The sequence below is a fragment of the Ruegeria sp. HKCCD6426 genome (assembly GCF_057221115.1).
This window is the reverse complement of record NZ_JBWVBF010000003.1, coordinates 123,257-141,313: the sequence shown is the minus strand read 5'-3', so window position 1 is coordinate 141,313 and position 18,057 is coordinate 123,257. Positions and strand designations below refer to the sequence as shown.

At 53.2% G+C, this 18,057-nt stretch carries 19 protein-coding genes, 1 tRNA gene and 1 pseudogene; 16 read left to right on the top strand and 5 right to left on the bottom strand.

The features are described from left to right. The first annotated feature begins 1 nt into the window (after position 1). The 11 genes from AC2TDA_RS09535 (at position 2) to AC2TDA_RS09485 (ending at position 11,084) form a co-directional block, all read left to right on the top strand. Positions 2-841 carry a carbohydrate ABC transporter permease gene (locus AC2TDA_RS09535; RefSeq protein ID WP_480845988.1) on the top strand — a complete coding sequence of 280 codons (840 nt, stop codon included), beginning with the start codon at positions 2-4 and terminating at the stop codon, positions 839-841. Next, positions 838-1,869 carry a Gfo/Idh/MocA family protein gene (locus AC2TDA_RS09530; RefSeq protein ID WP_480879071.1) on the top strand — a complete coding sequence of 344 codons (1,032 nt, stop codon included), beginning with the start codon at positions 838-840 and terminating at the stop codon, positions 1,867-1,869. The genes AC2TDA_RS09535 and AC2TDA_RS09530 overlap by 4 nt, the downstream gene beginning before the upstream one ends. Continuing rightward, entirely contained in the window at positions 1,866-2,861 is a 996-nt protein-coding gene (locus tag AC2TDA_RS09525) for an ABC transporter ATP-binding protein (protein WP_480879070.1), read from the top strand. Before AC2TDA_RS09530 ends, AC2TDA_RS09525 begins: the two co-directional genes overlap by 4 nt. A gap of 518 nt (positions 2,862-3,379) precedes the next feature. Further along, complete coding sequence (locus AC2TDA_RS09520) at positions 3,380-4,891, top strand: KAP family P-loop NTPase fold protein (RefSeq protein WP_480879069.1); 1,512 nt, start codon at positions 3,380-3,382, stop codon at positions 4,889-4,891. Between the two features lie 131 nt (positions 4,892-5,022). Beyond that, entirely contained in the window at positions 5,023-5,922 is a 900-nt protein-coding gene (locus AC2TDA_RS09515) for a DUF3800 domain-containing protein (protein WP_480879068.1), read from the top strand. Positions 5,923-6,557: 635 nt separating this feature from the next. Continuing rightward, positions 6,558-7,109, top strand: a complete 552-nt coding sequence (locus AC2TDA_RS09510; RefSeq protein ID WP_480879066.1) for a recombinase family protein — start codon at positions 6,558-6,560, stop codon at positions 7,107-7,109. A 115-nt stretch (positions 7,110-7,224) separates the two neighbouring features. Beyond that, positions 7,225-7,374: a hypothetical protein gene (locus AC2TDA_RS09505; RefSeq protein ID WP_480879065.1), complete on the top strand. Its 150-nt coding sequence runs from the start codon at positions 7,225-7,227 to the stop codon at positions 7,372-7,374. 564 nt (positions 7,375-7,938) lie between these two features. After that, positions 7,939-8,193, top strand: a complete 255-nt coding sequence (locus AC2TDA_RS09500; protein ID WP_480879064.1) for a hypothetical protein — start codon at positions 7,939-7,941, stop codon at positions 8,191-8,193. 74 nt (positions 8,194-8,267) lie between these two features. After that, positions 8,268-8,600 (top strand): hypothetical protein, encoded by a 333-nt coding sequence (locus AC2TDA_RS09495; RefSeq protein ID WP_480879063.1) that lies wholly within the window; start codon positions 8,268-8,270, stop codon positions 8,598-8,600. A gap of 20 nt (positions 8,601-8,620) precedes the next feature. Further along, entirely contained in the window at positions 8,621-9,115 is a 495-nt protein-coding gene (gene rnhA / locus AC2TDA_RS09490) for a ribonuclease HI (RefSeq protein ID WP_480879062.1), read from the top strand. Positions 9,116-9,596: 481 nt separating this feature from the next. After that, positions 9,597-11,084: a reverse transcriptase domain-containing protein gene (locus tag AC2TDA_RS09485; protein WP_480879061.1), complete on the top strand. Its 1,488-nt coding sequence runs from the start codon at positions 9,597-9,599 to the stop codon at positions 11,082-11,084. A 136-nt stretch (positions 11,085-11,220) separates the two neighbouring features. Here AC2TDA_RS09485 and AC2TDA_RS09480 read toward each other — a convergent pair whose 3' ends face one another. From AC2TDA_RS09480 to AC2TDA_RS09470, 3 genes are all read right to left on the bottom strand, one after another. After that, entirely contained in the window at positions 11,221-12,477 is a 1,257-nt protein-coding gene (locus AC2TDA_RS09480) for a tyrosine-type recombinase/integrase (RefSeq protein ID WP_480879060.1), read from the bottom strand. A gap of 181 nt (positions 12,478-12,658) precedes the next feature. After that, positions 12,659-12,745: transfer RNA gene (locus tag AC2TDA_RS09475), tRNA-Leu, on the bottom strand. After that, the gene (locus AC2TDA_RS09470; protein ID WP_480846087.1) at positions 12,710-12,841 is read right to left on the bottom strand and encodes a hypothetical protein; all 132 of its coding nucleotides are present in this window, start codon (positions 12,839-12,841) and stop codon (positions 12,710-12,712) included. The genes AC2TDA_RS09475 and AC2TDA_RS09470 overlap by 36 nt, the downstream gene beginning before the upstream one ends. A gap of 46 nt (positions 12,842-12,887) precedes the next feature. On the opposite strand from AC2TDA_RS09470, the gene AC2TDA_RS09465 reads away from it, so the two are divergent. The 3 genes from AC2TDA_RS09465 to AC2TDA_RS09455 all read left to right on the top strand — a co-directional run bounded on the left by AC2TDA_RS09465 (position 12,888) and on the right by AC2TDA_RS09455 (position 15,793). Further along, the gene (locus tag AC2TDA_RS09465) at positions 12,888-13,547 is read left to right on the top strand and encodes a DsbA family oxidoreductase (RefSeq protein ID WP_480879059.1); all 660 of its coding nucleotides are present in this window, start codon (positions 12,888-12,890) and stop codon (positions 13,545-13,547) included. A 39-nt stretch (positions 13,548-13,586) separates the two neighbouring features. Continuing rightward, on the top strand, positions 13,587-14,282 hold the full coding sequence (gene lipB / locus AC2TDA_RS09460) for a lipoyl(octanoyl) transferase LipB (protein ID WP_480846089.1): 696 nt from the start codon (positions 13,587-13,589) through the stop codon (positions 14,280-14,282). Between the two features lie 566 nt (positions 14,283-14,848). Next, entirely contained in the window at positions 14,849-15,793 is a 945-nt protein-coding gene (locus tag AC2TDA_RS09455; RefSeq protein ID WP_480879058.1) for a site-specific integrase, read from the top strand. A 4-nt stretch (positions 15,794-15,797) separates the two neighbouring features. Here the strand turns inward: AC2TDA_RS09455 and AC2TDA_RS09450 are convergent. Then, positions 15,798-16,103 (bottom strand): annotated as a pseudogene (locus AC2TDA_RS09450) (hypothetical protein); the annotation flags it as partial. 304 nt (positions 16,104-16,407) lie between these two features. Beyond that, positions 16,408-16,641, bottom strand: a complete 234-nt coding sequence (locus AC2TDA_RS09445; RefSeq protein ID WP_480879057.1) for a hypothetical protein — start codon at positions 16,639-16,641, stop codon at positions 16,408-16,410. A 329-nt stretch (positions 16,642-16,970) separates the two neighbouring features. On the opposite strand from AC2TDA_RS09445, the gene AC2TDA_RS09440 reads away from it, so the two are divergent. Together AC2TDA_RS09440 and AC2TDA_RS09435 are read left to right on the top strand one after the other, a co-directional pair. Then, complete coding sequence (locus AC2TDA_RS09440) at positions 16,971-17,183, top strand: Stf0 family sulfotransferase (RefSeq protein WP_480879056.1); 213 nt, start codon at positions 16,971-16,973, stop codon at positions 17,181-17,183. 221 nt (positions 17,184-17,404) lie between these two features. Beyond that, positions 17,405-18,007 (top strand): HAD family hydrolase, encoded by a 603-nt coding sequence (locus AC2TDA_RS09435; protein WP_480879055.1) that lies wholly within the window; start codon positions 17,405-17,407, stop codon positions 18,005-18,007. Positions 18,008-18,057: the final 50 nt, after the last annotated feature.

The window sequence follows — 18,057 nt, the reverse complement described above, 5'->3', positions numbered from 1 at the left end:
AATGAACCAAGCTCGTACAAACCCGCTAAACACCGCTGCGATGCACGGGGCGCTGATCATCTACACGCTGATCGCTTTGTTCCCGGTCTTCGTCATCATCATCAACAGTTTCAAGACCCGTCGCGCCATCTTTCGCGAACCGCTCGCCCTGCCCGATGCCGAGAGCTTTTCTCTGATCGGATACCAAACCGTGATGAAGCAGGGGGATTTCTTCCTCTATTTCCAGAATTCGCTGATCGTCACCGTCGTATCGCTGACCTTCATCCTGCTGTTCGGCGCAATGGCCGCCTTTGCCCTCAGCGAATACCGGTTCAAGGGCAACACCTTGATGGGGCTGTACCTGGCGCTTGGCATCATGATCCCGATCCGCATCGGCACCGTCGCCATTCTTGAGCTGATGGTGGCGACTGGTTTGGTCAACACGCTGTGGGCTCTGATCCTCGTTTACACGGCACAAGGTCTGCCGTTGGCGGTATTCATCCTGTCGGAGTTCATGCGTCAGGTCTCCGACGACCTGAAAAATGCCGGACGTGTGGACGGCTTGTCTGAATACACGATCTTCTTTCGTCTGGTTCTGCCGTTGGTTCGCCCTGCCATGGCGACAGTGGCTGTGTTCAACATGATCCCGATGTGGAACGACCTGTGGTTCCCGCTGATACTGGCCCCGTCTGAGGAAACCAAGACACTTACGCTGGGCAGCCAGGTTTTCATCGGTCAGTTCGTTACCGACTGGAACGCGGTTCTGTCGGCGCTCAGCATGGCGATCCTTCCGGTGCTGGTTCTTTATGTCATCTTCTCGCGTCAACTGATCCGAGGCATCACATCAGGAGCCGTCAAGTGACCCGAGTCATCATTGCAGGCCTCGGCAACATGGGGTTAAGCCACGCGCTGGCTTTACACAGCAATCCGGATGCAGAGATCGTCGGGCTGATCAATCGGTCTGTCATCGATTTGCCGCCCGAACTACAAGCTTACTCATACTTCAAGACCTTTGAGGAAGGCCTTGAAACTAAACCCGATCTGGTGGTTGTCGCAACCTATTCCGACAGCCATGCAGACTATGCATGCGCGGCGATGGAGGCCGGCGCTCATGTCTTCGTGGAAAAGCCACTGGCGACCACCGTCGCAGACGCCCAGCGCGTCGTGGCAAAAGCCAATGAGACCAGCCGGAAATTGGTTATCGGGTACATTCTGCGCCACCACCCCTCATGGATGCGTCTGATAGCCGAGGCACGCGATCTGGGTGGCCCGTATGTCTTTCGTCTGAACCTGAACCAGCAAAGCAGCGGCACCGAGTGGGAGACTCACAAAGCGCTGATGCAGACCACCTCACCCATCGTCGATTGCGGCGTCCACTATGTCGACGTGATGTGCCAGATCACCGATTCCGATCCGGTGCGCGTCCACGGCATGGGCCTGCGCCTAAGCGACGAGATTGCCTCGGACATGTATAATTACGGCCAGTTTCAGGTTGTTTTCGAGGACGGATCAGTCGGCTGGTATGAGGCTGGCTGGGGCCCGATGATGTCCGAAACAGCGTTCTTCGTGAAAGATATCGTATCACCCAACGGGTCGGTTTCTATCACTGACGGCAACAAAGGCGCATCGGCGGATATCGATGGCCACACCAAGGTCGGCGGCATCCTTGTCCACCGCTCTGATGGCGATCGGCTGATCGACATGCCCGACGAGCCCGGCCATCAAGACCTCTGCGATGCCGAGCAGGCCTATATGCTGCGCGCCATTGCCGAAGATATCGACCTGACCCGTCACATGAATGACGCCGTCCAATCCCTTGCCATATGTCTGGCCGCTGATGAGAGTATCCGTACCGGCCAGCCCATTTCGCTGAAAGAGACGACCTTATGACTGCCCTGACCCTTCATAACGTGAGTAAATCCTTTGGCACCGTTGAGGTTCTCAAAGACATTAACATCGAAGTGGATGAAGGAGAGTTCGTGGTCTTTGTAGGCCCTTCGGGCTGCGGCAAGTCCACCCTGCTACGCGTCATTGCCGGGCTCGAGGATGTCACCTCGGGTGAGGTGCGTATTGGCGGCGAGCTAATGAACCTCACCCCGCCCTCCAAGCGCGGGATTGCGATGGTGTTCCAAAGCTACGCGCTCTATCCCCATTTGAACGTGCGCAAGAATATGTCACTTGCGCTCAAGCAGGAAGGTCAGAGCAAACAGGTGATCGAAGAACGGGTCACCAAGGCCAGCAAGATGCTGAACCTTGAACCCTACATCGACCGCTACCCGTCCGAGCTGTCCGGCGGCCAGCGTCAGCGCGTCGCAATCGGTCGCGCCATCGTGCGCGAACCCAAGCTGTTTCTCTTTGACGAACCGCTGTCCAATCTCGACGCGGCATTGCGCATGAACACCCGGCTCGAGATCGCCAATTTGCACCAGCAACTCGATGCCTCGATGATTTACGTAACGCATGACCAGACCGAAGCAATGACACTGGCAGACAAGATCGTCGTTTTGCGCGACGGCCACGTCGAGCAAGTCGGCAGCCCGATGGAACTTTACAACAACCCCGCCAATCAGTTCGTCGCCGGATTCCTTGGCGCGCCATCAATGAATTTCTTCCCTGCCAGCCTACTGGGCGATGGAGCGGACACAACAATGGGAATCCGCCCCGAGGATCTGTTTTTGTCAGATGAAGGTCCCATCACCGCGAATGTCACTCATGTCGAACACCTGGGCGGGGACACCAATGTTGTCGCGGTGATGCAAGACCATCAAATTACGGCGCGCCTGTTCGGTCAGCATCAGGTGAATACAGGCCAACCCATTCGCTTTGGATATACCCCGGACCGCACGTATCGCTTCGACCCAAAAGGCGAGCGCCTCAGCTGAGAAAAGAGGGATTCCAACAATTTCAGGATATTGGTGCGGTCGAGAAGCATCTAGAGCAATCGAACTAGCGCCATTGACACTTTATTTTTATGGGCGAAAGACCCTAGGGCAGCCATCAGGTTTCCCCAAATGTGTGCTGTTTTTACGTTTATTGTGTGTTGCCTGCGGTTGTCAACTCAGGTCCAGAAAAACAGAGCAATTGCGCCTTGGTCAAAGTGAGGCGGAGCGAGGGCTACATCAGAAACAGCAAAACGGTGGATAACATTACCAAGGTAACGACTGAACTTGCCGCTACTGGAACGTAGGGGTTTCCTTGGATAACCTTAGATGCTTACGCGGTTAGTTTAACCGTCTGTGCATTCCGTTTGGCAAGTGTCTCGTCAAACTGTTTGGCATCCGTTTCGACTTCCTTCTTAGGATTAGCCCGTGGCTTTAACCCTACACTATTCACGCTTGAACTCACAATTCGCCCAAGGCTAAAAAACCCATATTGCTCACAGGTAATGGACCGTAGATCGTTGAAAGATAATAAAAGTAGTGAGACCCCACACGAAGCTAATTGGTCCGACGACTATCTGGAACGTCAAGAAGACGCGCGGTTGTTGCAGGCATTTATTGAGGGGCAACTAAACCTGCGAGAAAACGCAGGCAAACCTCGCACCTATGTCCTGAACCTCGACTCTGGTTGGGGCAGCGGAAAGACATTTTTTCTCGAACGATTTGCTAGGGATTTGGCGGAAAAGCACCATGTTGTGGTTCGGATAAACGCTTGGGATGACGATCAATCTAAGGATTCTTTCTTGTCGGTCGTTTCGGTGGTTCAACGTGGGTTACGAGAAGCCTTGGTGGCTGACGGCAGGCAAGGAGAAGTCTTAGCGAAGACTAAGCCACTTCTTCGAACTGCTGGACGCATTGCGGGCACGGCAGCGGTTGGTGCCGTCACACATTGGGCCAAAAAGGCCGTTGGGAATGAAGCCGTTAGTGTTGTTTCTGACTTATTCACACCTTCTGAGGATGAACCCAGTGAGGATAGTCAATCTGGTGCTGAGAGTGACTTAAACTCAGCAGTTTCCAAAGGCCTTGAAGACGCTATCGATGTCACTGGCAAAGCTATGTTGGAGAGTTTTGAGTCAAACAAGACTGCCCGTGCGAATTTCAGGAACCAACTCGCGGCACTTGCACAGAGTGTATTAGACGACCAGCAACGCCCAAGCCCAATCTACATCCTCATTGACGAGTTAGACAGGTGTCGCCCAAGCTATGCCGTTGATCTCCTAGAAAACGTAAAGCACTTGTTTTCTGTAGAGAACATCGTGTTTGTTCTTGGCACGGACACTGACCAGCTTTCACATGCCATCAAAGGCCTCTACGGCGGGGATTTTGATGGGAAACGGTATCTAAGGCGCTTTATTGACAGAACCTACAGATTTCAAAGCGCCGACCGTAGACCCTTCATAAAGCAGCTTTACCATAGCCTCGGCTTAACAGACGAGATGTTTACCGTCCCCGACACCAACCCAACTTCCGAAGCTTCAGTAGTTGAGTTTCTCGACCTTGTATTCTCTGCCCAAGGGATCGAACTTAGGGACATAGAACAAATGATGGACATGATCGCTACATTCGCGTCAGTTTGGGAGTGGTCGCCACTGCCTATTGACCTTGTGACTCTTGTCCCGCTCGTAGTTAACAGTCATTTGAATGTGGCGGAAGGCGACTCTGAGCACCCAACGGCACAATCCGTGGCCGAAACGCACTTTAGTTTTCAAAAATTGTATCACGTCGCTTCTGGCGAATCCCCGGTTGAAGAAATGCAACTCTCGAAAATGGCACTCAAGGTTTTACGCTATCCAGATCACAGAAGCAGCGGGCTTGATGAGCAAAATGAATTTGATGATTGGCTTAGCAAGAAAAGTTACCGAGAACGCACCCATTTCAACCATGACCCAAGGATGGAACAAAGAGTCGCCCAGCGTGGCCTGCCTTCGTTGTATCCGTGGTTGCTAGCAAAAGTCGCGAGGCTTCAAAACTAAGAGCTAGTGATAGTGTGGTGGCCATAGGAAACGCCCATAGGTAACGGTGGTAGGTCACAACCACATTGCAGCCCCGAAACACTCAACCTAATGTGAAGCGATAGCATCTAACTACTACCAAAAGCATTTCAATGTCTTACCAGTATATTCTCTACGTCGATGAAGCAGGCGACGATAAAGCACATGACCTGAGACCACATAACCCAGACGGCAACTCAGAGTGGCTCTGCTTGGGTGGGTACGTTGTGCGCAAAAGCGTAGAGGCTGAGCTAGAGGAAAGAAGGAACGCGCTTCTCAGAGAGATCGGAGGGCAAGACGGGGGCGTCCTCCACTACCGGAACTACAAGCCACGCAACCGCATGAAAGTCTGCAAGAAATTGGCGACGTATCGTGCAAGAGCTTTTGTCGTATGTTCTTTCAAGGAGACCATGATTGGACACTCCAATCCCCGCGCAGCTACAGCGGGAGGTGATGAGCGCCAAATCCTTTATAACTTTGTGACCCGATTACTTCTCGAAAGAGTGACCGAGTTTGTTCACAACGATGCGTTGAAGCAGGGTCATAAAGACCCTGTGTTGAAGATCATAATGGCTAGCCGCAAGGGGCATCATTTTGGTCACTTCAAAGAGTATGTTCAGACGCTGCTGCAACAAGCCAAGGAAGGCACGACCTACTTGGATACCCGCGAGATCAAGCATGAAGTACTACGGTACGACCAAATTGAGCGTGCCCCGGCTTCCACGCTTCCCGGCCTCCAACTTGCCGACACGGTAGTTAGCGCGACTTTTCAATCAATCGAACGGTCGTCCCCACATTATTCAGACCACCCTGCCCTCCACTTGGAAGACATCGTCGCAAAAAAGAAGCACAGCCCGTGGTTTCCAAGCAAGGCGTCCAATGTGGGAATGACGTTGTATAAGGCCGCTCAGTTGGTAGATACGCTTTCAGAAGAGCAGTGGAGTTTTTTTGAGACATTCGGCTACAACCGCGCTTACTTGAAAAAGCTCAGGGAGAAAAAGAAGGCAAAGTAAAGCTGATCGGCCATATCCAACTCAGATAAGAAATCTCAGCGCGCTGTGAGTTCCAACCACCACCGGTTCCGTCGGCTCGGCACTATGATCTGCAAACTTGGTTGCTGATTGATGCCGCAAGTATTTTGACAAAAAAATTTGAGAGCCGGAGATAGATATAGATGCCGCGCATATCCCCCGGTGGGGCCGCCTCGGGGCAACTCTCGCCACATGCGGGGAATATCCATTAGAGCAATAAAAACAAAGGGGTGACGTGTAGTTCCGGGTAAATCATCTACACGTTGCATCACATTGATGCAGCACTACCAAGAATAGGAATAGTAGAATGATCGTCTTTGACTTTTGCGTCGGCCCTTTAAACTTGCTCGTCGAGCGTTTTCCGCACTCAGCGACCCTTAAGGTAATCCATGAGGGACCGGGCGAGACTTTCGTTGACGTTGGCCGCTACCGCCTGACGTTCACGAACCACCGGAAGGCACTACGGTAGCCTGAATACGCACGTCTCATTTGACCGGAGTGTAACAAGACAGGTGCCAACCCCTCAGATGCCGTCTCATTTAAGTAGGATTGACATTTATAACACACTTTCTTATTTAACTTTATAGGGTAAACGATACACATTCGGAGACAGGCACATGCTCATCGGATACGCTCGGACGTCGACAGCAGACCAGATCGCAGGCTTTGAGGCACAGCAACGTGAGTTGAAAGACCATGGATGTGAGAAGGTGTTTGCTGAGCAGGTGAGCAGTGTGAAGCAGAGAGATCAGCTTGAGGCAGCCATGGACTTTGCCCGCGAAGGGGACACTGTGGTTGTCACTAAGCTGGACCGTTTGGCGCGCTCCGTCCCTGATCTCATCGAAATTCGCAAGCGGCTATCAGACAAGGGCGTCAAACTGCACATCATGAACATGCCCATGATGAATGACAGTGCCACCGCGCAGATGCTTGAAACAGTCCTTGGGGCTGTTGCTCAGTTTGAGCGTGAGGTGATGCTTGAGCGGCAGCGTGAAGGGATTGCGAAGGCGAAAGCAGAGGGGAAGTTCAAAGGACGCCCTGCGATGGATGAGGACAAGGCAGCCGCCATTCGTGAAGCGTTCCAGAACGGTGAAAAGCCGACCCAGATTGCAAAGGACTTCGGGGTCAGCAGAGCGACTGTCTATAGGCTTGCGAAAGAGGCGGCCTAAGGGCGAAATCCAATTCCCCCCCATACAAGCAGAAAATAGATATTCAGCTAGCGATAGTGGTCGCTCAAACCGGTAAAAGCCAATTCACCCACAGTATAGCCGTACAGAACATTGCATGAACATTTACCCCCACTATAGCCGTACTCAGAATTTCGAAATCCGGGTGGATGGCGGTTCGTCCCATCCGGTGGATGAGGTGGAGACCAGCATGGCGGTCCACATGACCGTCGAGGTTTTCCATCTGGGGCGGCGTTTTGTGTGCTGAACGTCTCGCCCTTAGCATCCCCATGAGTTGCCATGCCAATTCTGTTCGGCTCGTCTGTACAGTGGGGCGTAACTGTTAAAAACGGACTTTGCACACAAAGCAGTACGCAGACGAGCAAGCAGGTGGTCCCGGTAAAAGGTCCCTCCGCATATGTAATAGTAACCCCATAGGCTACCCTTAAGGTACGTCGACTTTCGTCTCCTTCATCAAAATCCAACCCTGTGAAGGCCCCCTGAAGGTAAAGCAGTTTCACTGCCAACACGTTCAGGTGCCCCCTACGGCTCGCTCCGCTCGTTGAAAGACCGAGTGAGGATGATCATCATTCATCACACCATAATCCCATCATAAGGAACTCCCCAATTGAACACTGACACATCCCTTCAGGGGAACCTAAAGTCGTGCGCGCGTTGCACCCAGACGTTTGAACCCAGAAGGTCCAACCAGAAGTACTGCTCTGTCAAATGTAAGAAGGCCGGCAGTAAGAACGCTGCAAGGGGAAACCGCGCAACAGAGAACAAAGAGCGGTCCAAGCTGCATTGCGCCCGTGCACGAGATTTGGAGCGAATGGTCTACTCAGTCGCTCCGTCAGAGCGTCTTGGCGTCATGCAAAGCGTACTGTCCTTCATCCCAGTGGACGCTGGTCTCAGGAATATTCTGTGTGACCTTAGGTTGCTGCGAGAGCCACCCAGAATGTCTGGGCGTAAGAATATCGCTCAGGCAGCCAGCAGGTACACCCGTAAGTTCTATGGTCTCTCGATCCAGACATACGTTCGCAAGGTGCATGCCGGGGATGACATTGAAGGCATTGCAATAACGTAGCGGAGACATCGTCACCTCGAACAGCAATCAGGGCGTCCTTAACGGGCGTCCTTTTTCATCTTTGGAGAAACATCATGAAACTGAATGAACAGAACCGCGTGGCCGACAAACGGCTGCGTCGTATCGGCTATGACAAACGGCGGGCATTCACGAAACGCCTGAGGTCAACAGCACGTGCCCGCTTGGGTCACGACAAGTATGATGATCAGCTTGCCCCTTGGGCCGACCGACCGAGCCAATGGGCCAACATGAGAGTGCGCCCTGAAGTGGTGGTTACAGTCAACACCGTGCGTGAACGCATGGTCAAACAGTTGGAGCGTGAGGTCTCACAGAGCGAAGCGCTTTCATTCTTGGTTGAGCTTGGCGTGGTCGCCATGACAGACCGCAAACAAACCACAGCCCCCTAACGAACGAAGAAGAACCCCAAATGACAAACACTGAAATCACTATTCACACTGATGGCTCATGCCTCGGAAACCCCGGTCGAGGCGGCTGGGCTGCAGTCGTCCGAAGATACGAAGACGGCAAAGAAACCAAGAAGCGGTCCGTCTTTGGCAATGTCGCGCACACCACAAACAACAGGATGGAAATGGCAGCCGCCATTCAGGGTATGCGCCAAATCAGGCGTGACGAGAAAGCCCAGATCACGGTCTATTCCGACAGCTGGCTGCTCATCCAAGGGATGACCGAATGGGTGCCCAAATGGCAATCTAACGGCTGGCGTAAAGCAAGCGGCAAGCCCGTCGAGAACCGCGACCTTTGGGAAGAACTTCTGGTCGTATCAGACAGATTGAACGTGCAATGGGAGTGGGTGCGGGGCCACGCTGGGGACGCAAGGAATGAAGAAGTCGACGGGTTGGCTGTAGCGGCAGCTATTGGTCCTACGAGCCGCCGCCCGCAAGACCGAGGCTATGCGGCTTAAGAGTGCTCTTGTGCGTCATGCTAGAAATTGGAACTGGCTGTCGCGGGGTCGCGCTTTGCGATCTTTTGGTAGCTAATGTCTGGTCATAAAGCTCCAGCCGCTGCGGTAAGGAGCACTCATTGATGCAAGAATGCCACAAAGACTCACAACTGCGCCGAATTAAACAAAAATCTTCAGTTGGCAACTTGAAGTGTTCCTAGTCCGTTCCCAAGTCGATGTCATCGTCGTCTTTAGGGCGGCGCAGTCGATCGTTTAAACTGTCAAGTCCTGTGGCCAGGTACATGCAGATTTCGAGTACCATTTGTTGGGCTCCTGTATTTATACCGGCGACGCGGCTTCGGTTTCCGGTAATCCCGGTTGTTATGTAAATGACAATATAAGCGAACACGTCGAAAAGATGGGCACCACGCAGAACAGTCGGGGCCGGAACGAATAAGGGCAAGTGTCCTGCCTAATGTTTCGGCCCCTCTCGCGTAGGAAAATGGAACCAAGCTTTTCACCCAAAGACCTTAAACACTACCCTCATTTTGACCGCAGACTTTCCATCAAAGAGGCCGAAGAAATCGTTTCTGACCCCGCGCGGGTCGCCGCAAATAAATTCTATCCCTTCTTTCTGTATGAAGAGACTTGGCAGCCATTTAGGACAGCTGAAAAAGAACGACCAGAGCCGAAGTCACGGCCCATCCGATATGCTGCTCGTCGGGACGCCTATATCCTTACACATTACAGAAGAATCCTCGCCGAGAGATATGAAGAACGCCTTTCCAAATTGGGTATTGAACACTGCCCAATTGCATACCGGAAGATTCCCAAGGGTGGCGGCGGAGGCAAGTGCAACATTGACTTTGCGAAGGATGCCTTTGACGAGATTGAGAAACAGGGCGACTGCGTCGCCATCGCACTCGACATCAAAGGCTACTTCGAGAACTTGGATCACGAACGTATCAAAGCGGTCTGGTGTGACCTTCTAGCCGTTGACAGACTACCCCCCGATCACTTCACCGTCTTTAAGAATGTCACCCGGTATCACGTTGTAGACCAAAAGGATGTTTACCGCCGTCTTGGATACATTGAAACGGTCAGCGTTAATGGCTATCCCCGCGAGCGCTACACAGTTCCTTTCAAGAAGATGCCAACCCAGCTCTGTTCCCCTGCTGATTTCCGCGCCAAGATTTGCGGCGGCGACCCCACACTTCCAAGTTTGGTACGACCCAACGCAGACGACGAAGGGAACCTCCTCAACCATGGAGTTCCGCAAGGCGCACCGATTTCCGATCTGATTGCAAACTTCTATCTTCTCGGTTTCGATGTAGCGATGAACCAGTATGCGGAGTCCCGGGGCGGTCGTTATATGAGGTATTCAGACGACATTCTTTTGATTGTTCCGGGCGGTGAAACCGAGGCGAATGAGGCAGAGAGCTTTGCCGTTGGAGAGATAAGCAAATTCGGGAAGAAACTGAAGATCAAAGAAGCCAAGACTTGCATTGTTCGCTTCCAGCGCGATGACGACGCCCTAGCCTTTCAGCATGTACGCGGACCTCAGGGGAAAAACGGCTTTGAGTATCTCGGCTTCCGCTTCGATGGCCGGAAGGTCTATGTCCGTGACAGCACCATATCCCGGCTGTACCGCAAGGTGGCTCTATCCGCAAAGGGCGTGGCGCGTGGCTTTGCAAAAGCTCATCCCAAAATGAACGCCTCGGAGATATTGGCTACCTTCAACTACTCCGACTTCAGCCAGAGATTCAGTCGTGTTCATCCGGAAGAACTTTCGCCAGACGACTATGGCACATGGACGTTCTATAGCTACCTAAAGCGCGCATCTGAAACATTCGGAGCGCGAGGAGCACCGATCTTGCCGCAGGCGCGTAACTTCAAAGCGATTATGAAACAACGTATTGCCGAGGCGATGGTCAGGGCAGTGGTCCAAAGGGATAGGGCCGCAGCAGCGACCGAAGCGGAACCTGAATAGGTACTTTTTGGTTACTACCAGAACAAAGCGTTACGCCGAAAGGGCGTTTGGAAATTAGCGAAGACATGCAAAAACGTATCCAAACTCAGACGTGCAAGAACGTCGATCAGGTGGAAGGTCTGATGCGCCGCAAGGTCTAAAGCCCAGCCTTCACACCCCACCTAGCGAACTCACTCAGCCGCGCCTCACGCCCACCATAAGTATTCTCAGCGACCGACTGAGCGGAGTGCCCGAGATACCCGTGACGTACCTCTACAGGTGCCCCTGCATCCCTCAGCTTATCGCTTGCCCTGTGGCGTAGCCCGTGGACCTTCATGCGCTTGTCGTCAGTGTTCTTTCTGACCGCTTTCATCAGTGCCGCAGAGGCAGCCGTAGGGCCTCCGTCACGGCCATAAGAAGGGAACAGAGGCTCGCTACCCTTACGCCCCTCTACGCGCGCCCTGAGGGATTCCCTGAGGCTGTCTGAGGCTATCGGAACATACCTGTCACTGTTGCTGTTCTTGATGCCGTTGATTTCGTTGGGCGTGATCAAGATAGACGGTGTTTCTCCGGTCAGGTCTACATCGCTAATACGCAGACCACAGGCTTCGCCCAGCCGCATCCCTGTAGCTTTCAGCACCCGCCACATATCAGGAAGGTCTTTACTTCGACCGCCCTCTAAGGTCTTCTGCACGGCGTCAACAACACTGTCTGGTAGCGGGACGTTCTTATCCAGTGAGCTAACCTGCTCCTTTGGCCACGGCAGGCGCTCGAAGTGGTTTCGCTCAGACGGTATCTCCAATTCCCTGACAGCATGGTTGTAGGCTGCGGCTACTATGATCACCTCACGCTGACACGACTTGAGGGCCAGAGGTTGTCCGTTGGCTTTCTTGAGACCTAGCAGGTGATCCATAAAGCTACGTGCCGTCTGGCGGTCGATACTCTCAATGCTCACATCTTCAAGAGGTTTGCCTAGGACATCACTCAGCCGATTGAATGTGCGATCAATTCTGACCATCGCCTTTCTATCATCGGCCAGCCCCTTATCCTTGGCGTAGGTGTCCCTCATGTCGGCTAGAGACGGCTTCGGAGCTTCCCGATCAGGGTTCAAGACGGCTGCTACTACCTCGGGGTCCTCGCCACGGGCTGCCAGACTGTGCCCCACTACTCCACGCGTCCAGCTATCGTCAGGGTCCAAGCCCTGCACACCTTCCATGTATTGTTCCGCAAGGCGCTGGGCGTCGATGAACTTTTGAGTGGCCGACCGAGTGTCTAACTCAGGGTGCCGCCTGTACGTATCCTCAACAATCGCGTCAAAATTTCTCAGGTGGAATTGGTACTCGCGCTGAAATGCAGCCCCTTCCCGCGCCTTTATGTGCTTCTGATAGGCGTCTTCACCAAGTATTTCGCGCACGCGCTTGGGCCACCTTCTGCGGAAACGCCATTGAGTATCGCTGATAGGGTCGACGTATTTTATCTTCATTCTAAGGGCCATTGTGTGCTGTCCGTGTGTGCTGTTTGCGTTATGCGACACACTCGGAAAATGCTGAATGCCCTTGTTTATAAGGCCAAAAACCAACTGATCAAGCTGGTTCTGGTGCGGTCGAGAAGACTCGAACTTCCACGGGTGTTACCCCACAGCGACCTCAACGCTGCGCGTCTACCAATTCCGCCACGACCGCACTGCCAATGACTTGGTAGACGCGCATATAGACGGACAAACGCAGGATGTGAAGAGGCAAAAACAAGGGCGGATTGATTTCACTCCGGCGGCTCATATCTTTAACCCTGATGAAACCCTCAGGCCAGTGTCAGGAGCCTCCTATGACAACCGCAGATCCCCGTCCCGTTGTTCAGATCGACGTTGTCTCGGATGTTGTCTGCCCCTGGTGCGTTGTCGGATTTCGTCAACTTGATCTGGCCCTGCAACAGGAAAACGTGCTTGCGCGGCTACGGTGGCATCCGTTCGAACTGAACCCGAACATGGGGCCTGAAGGCCAGAACCTGCGCGAACATATTGTCGAGAAATACGGCTCGACCCCGGAGCAGAGCCAGCAGGCACGCGATCGCCTGACTGCCTTGGGGGCTGAACTTGGCTTTGCGTTCAATTTCAACGACGAAAGTCGAATCCACAACACTTTCGCGGCGCATCAGCTCTTGGATTGGGCTGAAAGTCAGGGGCGGCAGCATCCGCTCAAACTGGCGCTGTTTGATGTCTACTTCACCCGGCAGCGTGACGTTTCGGATATTGAGGTCCTCATGGATGCGGTCATGGCCGCCGAGCTGGATCCTGAGGCCGCTCGTACGGCATTGGATTCAGGCGCCCATGTGGGATCGGTGAGAAAAAAACAGCAGTTCTGGACCAGCCGGGGTGTTTCCGGCGTTCCTTCGGTGGTATTTGGCAGCAAATACCTGCTGACCGGCGCGCAGGGCACAGACACCTATGCGCAGGTTCTGCAACGCTGCCTGACCGAGGCTGCCTGAGGTCTTCCCCCCGCCCCGCAGACGGTCTAAGGACATCACATGGAATGGAAGACGACCGACGGGCTAACCGATTACAACGAAGCCATCGCTTTTATGGAGGCCCGCGTGGCCGCCATTGCTGCGGGCGACGCGGATGAGTGTATCTGGCTACTGGAACACCCGCCGCTGTATACGGCTGGAACTTCGGCCAAGCGAGAGGACCTGACCGACCCTGATCGTTTTCCCGTTTATGAAAGCAAACGTGGTGGGCAATACACCTATCACGGACCAGGGCAGCGCGTAGTTTACGTGATGCTGGATGTGGGCAGACGGGGGCATGATGTTCGTCGCTTTGTCAAACAACTGGAAAATTGGGTGATCGCGGCACTGGCAGAATTCAACGTTACCGGTGAAATCCGCGACGGCCGTGTTGGCGTCTGGGTCCAGCGCAACGACAAGCCGCTGACGGTGACGGGGCAGACCGCCGAAGACAAGATCGCCGCAATTGGTATCCGGCTGCGAAAATGGATCAGCTTTCACGGGATTTCGATCAATGTCGAACCGGAACTGGATCACTTCACCGGAATCGTCCCTTGCGGCATTCAGGAACACGGCGTTACCTCGCTGGTCGATCTGGGACTGCCGGTCACCATGGCTGATGTCGATGTAGCCCTGCAAAAGACGTTCCTAGACATTTTTAGCCAGACAGGCCCGGTGCCCAGCCTTGCAGAAACGTCAGCGCGAATCGCTGACTAACACCACTGGAAACGACAATCTTCTCAAAGTCGACGATCTGTTTCTGAATTCCGGCTAAGCTTCCCCAGCGTTAACCTAAATTCGCTTAAAATTCAGGGTTTCTTCACTTCCCCCCAATACAAAGGGCTGCGGACCACGTAGTATGTAATGACCGTTCAAGAGTGAGTGGTGTGTTAACCGGTAATCGCGGGCCATGCCCGGGAAATCCGTTCAGTGTTTGGTTACGAGTCTGCCGTTCCGACCCCATATCGGAACGGCAATTCGTATCAAAAGCCTGAAATTACCTTATTTTATTGACGATAACGCGGCATTCAATCCGATACACACGGCTTGCATGTTGGCTTTTTTTGCTTGTTTTTGCCTGTTTTATGCTATTGGAACAAAAAATGTTGTCCTGAAAAAGCGAAAAGTTGTCCCGCATGGCCCAAATCATCGAGCGCGTCAGAACAGACGGTTCCACCGCTTATCTCGCACAGATCGCTATCAAGAGAAAAGGGAAATGGGTCCACCGCGAATCTCGGACGTTCGATAAAAGGCGAACCGCCGAGGCGTGGCACAAGAAGCGCATGAAAGAAATCAAGGCGCTTGGGGATGATCTATCTACTCTGAAACGCAAGGATAAAACGCTGAAATCTGCGATAGATATATACCTTGCCGACTCTGGTGAACAGAACGGCAAGACAAAGAAGCAGGTGCTGGAAACAATCAGGGATGAATACGACATCGCCGACATGGAAGCCGACGAGATCCACAGCGCCGATATCGTCGAATTCCTGAAACTGGTCAGCGGTCGCGACGGCGGCATAGCGCCCTCAACCGTTCTCAGCTACGGTCGCCACCTTGCTGCAGTCTTTCGCATCGCAAACTCATCATGGGGCATACCGCTGGATCGATCAGCAATGAGCGACGCGCTAGACGCAACCAAGCGCCTTGGAATCACACGCAAGTCCAGATCCCGAAACCGCCGCCCCTCGCTGGACGAACTGGATGCGCTGTTGACCCTATTTGAACAGAAATACAAGGCCCGCCCCGCTTACATGCCCATGCACCACATCATGGCGTTCGCGCTGTTCTCGACGCGCAGGCAGGAAGAAATCACCCGAATAGGACAAGATGGGTTCGATGTTGAAAATCGCCGCCTTTTCATTACCGATATGAAGCATCCCGGCGACAAAATCGGCAACGATGTGTGGTGCGATATGCCGGAACCAGCCATGAAGATCGCGCAGGCCCGGCCCAATGACCAAAATACCGATATGGTTTTTCCCTATGATCCAAAAGCCATCAGTCAATCCTTTACGCGGGCGTGCAATTTGCTCGGCATCGAAGACCTGCGGTTTCATGATCTGCGACACGAAGGAATCTCCAGGCTGTTTGAAATGGGCCTATCGATCCCACAAGTCGCGGCAGTTTCTGGCCATCGCTCATGGTCATCATTGCAGCGATACACCCACATCAAACAGACGGGCGACAAATACGAAGGCTGGAAGTGGATCGATCGACTGACCTAAAGCCCTACCCGTCCCAGTCGTCACTTCGGGGCGTTATGCCGGTATAGATCCCGGTATTCCCGCTCACGTGCCCTTCTGCCAGAGACTTAACCTTCCAGCCAATGCGCAGATACAGACGGAACCAATGGAATCCGAAGCTAACCTGATATTCAAAAAAACGACGCCCGCCAGCCTGGACCTCAACATAGTGGTGCGATGGGCCGACCTTACGCGGAATAACCCGCCCGAATGACTTTGTGACGTGGCAGCTGACCTTTTCGTAATAGAAGGGGACACCCAAGCTACTCCGCAGCCGGTACGCCTTGTTTCGCCAGAGCCAGCGCCGTAGAGGGTGACCGGCCGTTCCATGCTAGATGGTGTAGCGGCCATATGCCCCCCCCTTTAAACTTACGTGCGCAAAAATCTGACTACCCACGCCAGTCCCGTGCCGATGGGGTTTGAACTTTTGATCCCCCCCTTGCGGCCCGACGCTCTATCCGCTGCTTCTTGATGTCGTGACAGGATTTGCAGAGCGACTGCAGCTTACCCGCCTCGGATTGCAGGTAGGTCCGCACAAATCGGCTTTGGCTGGCAGGCGGTATCTGCAGCAATCGCGCCCAATTCATAATAGAGGCTTAGGCAGGCCATGTGTTTTTTAGCGGGCCGCGCGCATAGGTTTCGACAACCTCGGCCAAGGCCAACAGCCTTTCTTCCACCATGTAGGCTAGCCGCGCCTCCAGACTGGACAGGAACTTATCATGATCCTCAGCCTTCACGCCGCGCTTGCGCACCAAGCCCTTACCAATCAACGGATTGATCAGACACCGCCTGACACGCGCTTTACCGTCTCTCGGTTCCTGCCCTTCCATTGCCCCACCCTTTTCTAAGCAAATCCTGACTTATCCACAGGCCAACCCGTTGCGTTCGTTACACGCGCAGTATTTTTCATTTCTTTATCGTTTCTTTTCTTTTCGACACGGACATTAAGGTGACACTAATTTTTTATGTTTACTTTCAAAGCACTATCAGACCATTGTGTGTATTAGTGTCCGGTTAGTGTCTGCTAGTGTCCGTCTAAAGTTAGATTAACGTTGGACTTACATTCGCCGTGATGGCCGCTATCTGAACCGAAAGAACCTGCCTATGATCCGGTGGCAATCGCTTCGCAGCTACGGTTGTTGGAGCAGATGGATACCCAATGGGGTCTTGGTTTGAGCGCGAAGGCATCAACCCGATCCGCATCACGTATGGTGAACTGTCCGCTGCACCGTATGCGACGCTCAAGTTGCTTTTGAAGGAACTCGGTATGAACTATGAGCATACAGTTGAAATCACGCCACCCACGGCAAAGTTGGCGGATGCGACAAATCAGGATTGGGCAGAAAGGGTTCGATCAGAAGGACGGCTTTAAAACACTGAGGTCAACGACAGCTATGTCCGCAGAGCAGACATCCGTCCCTCCTTATTGTTTAACTTCAATCGTCCGCTATGAGCCCAATTTGTCATTTAGCTTGACCGAATTTTATCGGAGGGCGAGAAGGCCATAGGTTGCAATTAAAGGTGCTTTCATGACTTTGCCCGCAGTGATTTTTGATATGGATGGCCTTCTATTGGATACCGAGAGAGTTTGCCTTGAGTTTTGTTGATACTAGGCGCGCTTTTGGCCTCTCTGAGAGTCCAGATACCTTCCTGAGGTGTGTAGGTTTGCGGGGGCAAGAACCAGACCGAATAATCAGTGATAGCCTGAACGGCAAGGTCGGATTTGACCAGTTCAACGAAGAATGGGACCAGCGAATTGACGCGTCGCTTGAGCAAGAAATCCCGGTCAAATATGGTGCTCTTACACTTGTCCAAACCCTTTCCCTGAAAGGGCATTCGTTGGCAGTGGCAACTTCCACCAGTACGGATAGGGCCTGTTTGCAACTGGAGCAATGCGGGCTATTCAAGCATTTCAATTGTGTGATTGGCGGTGACATGGTTTCCAAGCACAAGCCGGACCCAGAGGTCTATCATAAGGCTGCAAAGCAACTTGGATATCGGGCCTTAGATTGCGTAGCATTTGAAGATAGCGAAATGGGTACACGTGCAGCGGTAGCGTCTGGTGCCACAACGGTCCAAGTTCCCGATTTGCTACCTCCCTCAGAAGCTCTGAAAGAGCTAGGGCATCACATCGCTCCTGATCTATTAAAAGGTGCAATTGCCGTTGGGCTGATTTCAGTTCGAGACGTAGCCTAAACGGCAGCTTTGTCCACAAAGCAGGCTTTGGGGCCGTTAGAACCGGGTCA

Bases quoted from the DNA above. Each gene is read 5' to 3' on its own strand.
- AC2TDA_RS09465 (WP_480879059.1), top strand. From the start codon at position 12,888: ATGACAACCGCAGATCCCCGTCCCGTTGTTCAGATCGACGTTGTCTCG.
- AC2TDA_RS09440 (WP_480879056.1), top strand. From the start codon at position 16,971: ATGGGGTCTTGGTTTGAGCGCGAAGGCATCAACCCGATCCGCATCACG.
- lipB (WP_480846089.1), top strand. From the start codon at position 13,587: ATGGAATGGAAGACGACCGACGGGCTAACCGATTACAACGAAGCCATC.
- AC2TDA_RS09495 (WP_480879063.1), top strand. From the start codon at position 8,268: ATGAAACTGAATGAACAGAACCGCGTGGCCGACAAACGGCTGCGTCGT.
- AC2TDA_RS09525 (WP_480879070.1), top strand. From the start codon at position 1,866: ATGACTGCCCTGACCCTTCATAACGTGAGTAAATCCTTTGGCACCGTT.
- AC2TDA_RS09505 (WP_480879065.1), top strand. From the start codon at position 7,225: ATGAACATTTACCCCCACTATAGCCGTACTCAGAATTTCGAAATCCGG.
- AC2TDA_RS09455 (WP_480879058.1), top strand. From the start codon at position 14,849: ATGAAAGAAATCAAGGCGCTTGGGGATGATCTATCTACTCTGAAACGC.
- AC2TDA_RS09470 (WP_480846087.1), bottom strand. From the start codon at position 12,841: ATGAGCCGCCGGAGTGAAATCAATCCGCCCTTGTTTTTGCCTCTTCAC.
- AC2TDA_RS09485 (WP_480879061.1), top strand. From the start codon at position 9,597: ATGGAACCAAGCTTTTCACCCAAAGACCTTAAACACTACCCTCATTTT.
- AC2TDA_RS09515 (WP_480879068.1), top strand. From the start codon at position 5,023: ATGTCTTACCAGTATATTCTCTACGTCGATGAAGCAGGCGACGATAAA.
- AC2TDA_RS09445 (WP_480879057.1), bottom strand. From the start codon at position 16,641: ATGGAAGGGCAGGAACCGAGAGACGGTAAAGCGCGTGTCAGGCGGTGT.
- AC2TDA_RS09510 (WP_480879066.1), top strand. From the start codon at position 6,558: ATGCTCATCGGATACGCTCGGACGTCGACAGCAGACCAGATCGCAGGC.
- rnhA (WP_480879062.1), top strand. From the start codon at position 8,621: ATGACAAACACTGAAATCACTATTCACACTGATGGCTCATGCCTCGGA.
- AC2TDA_RS09535 (WP_480845988.1), top strand. From the start codon at position 2: ATGAACCAAGCTCGTACAAACCCGCTAAACACCGCTGCGATGCACGGG.
- AC2TDA_RS09500 (WP_480879064.1), top strand. From the start codon at position 7,939: ATGGTCTACTCAGTCGCTCCGTCAGAGCGTCTTGGCGTCATGCAAAGC.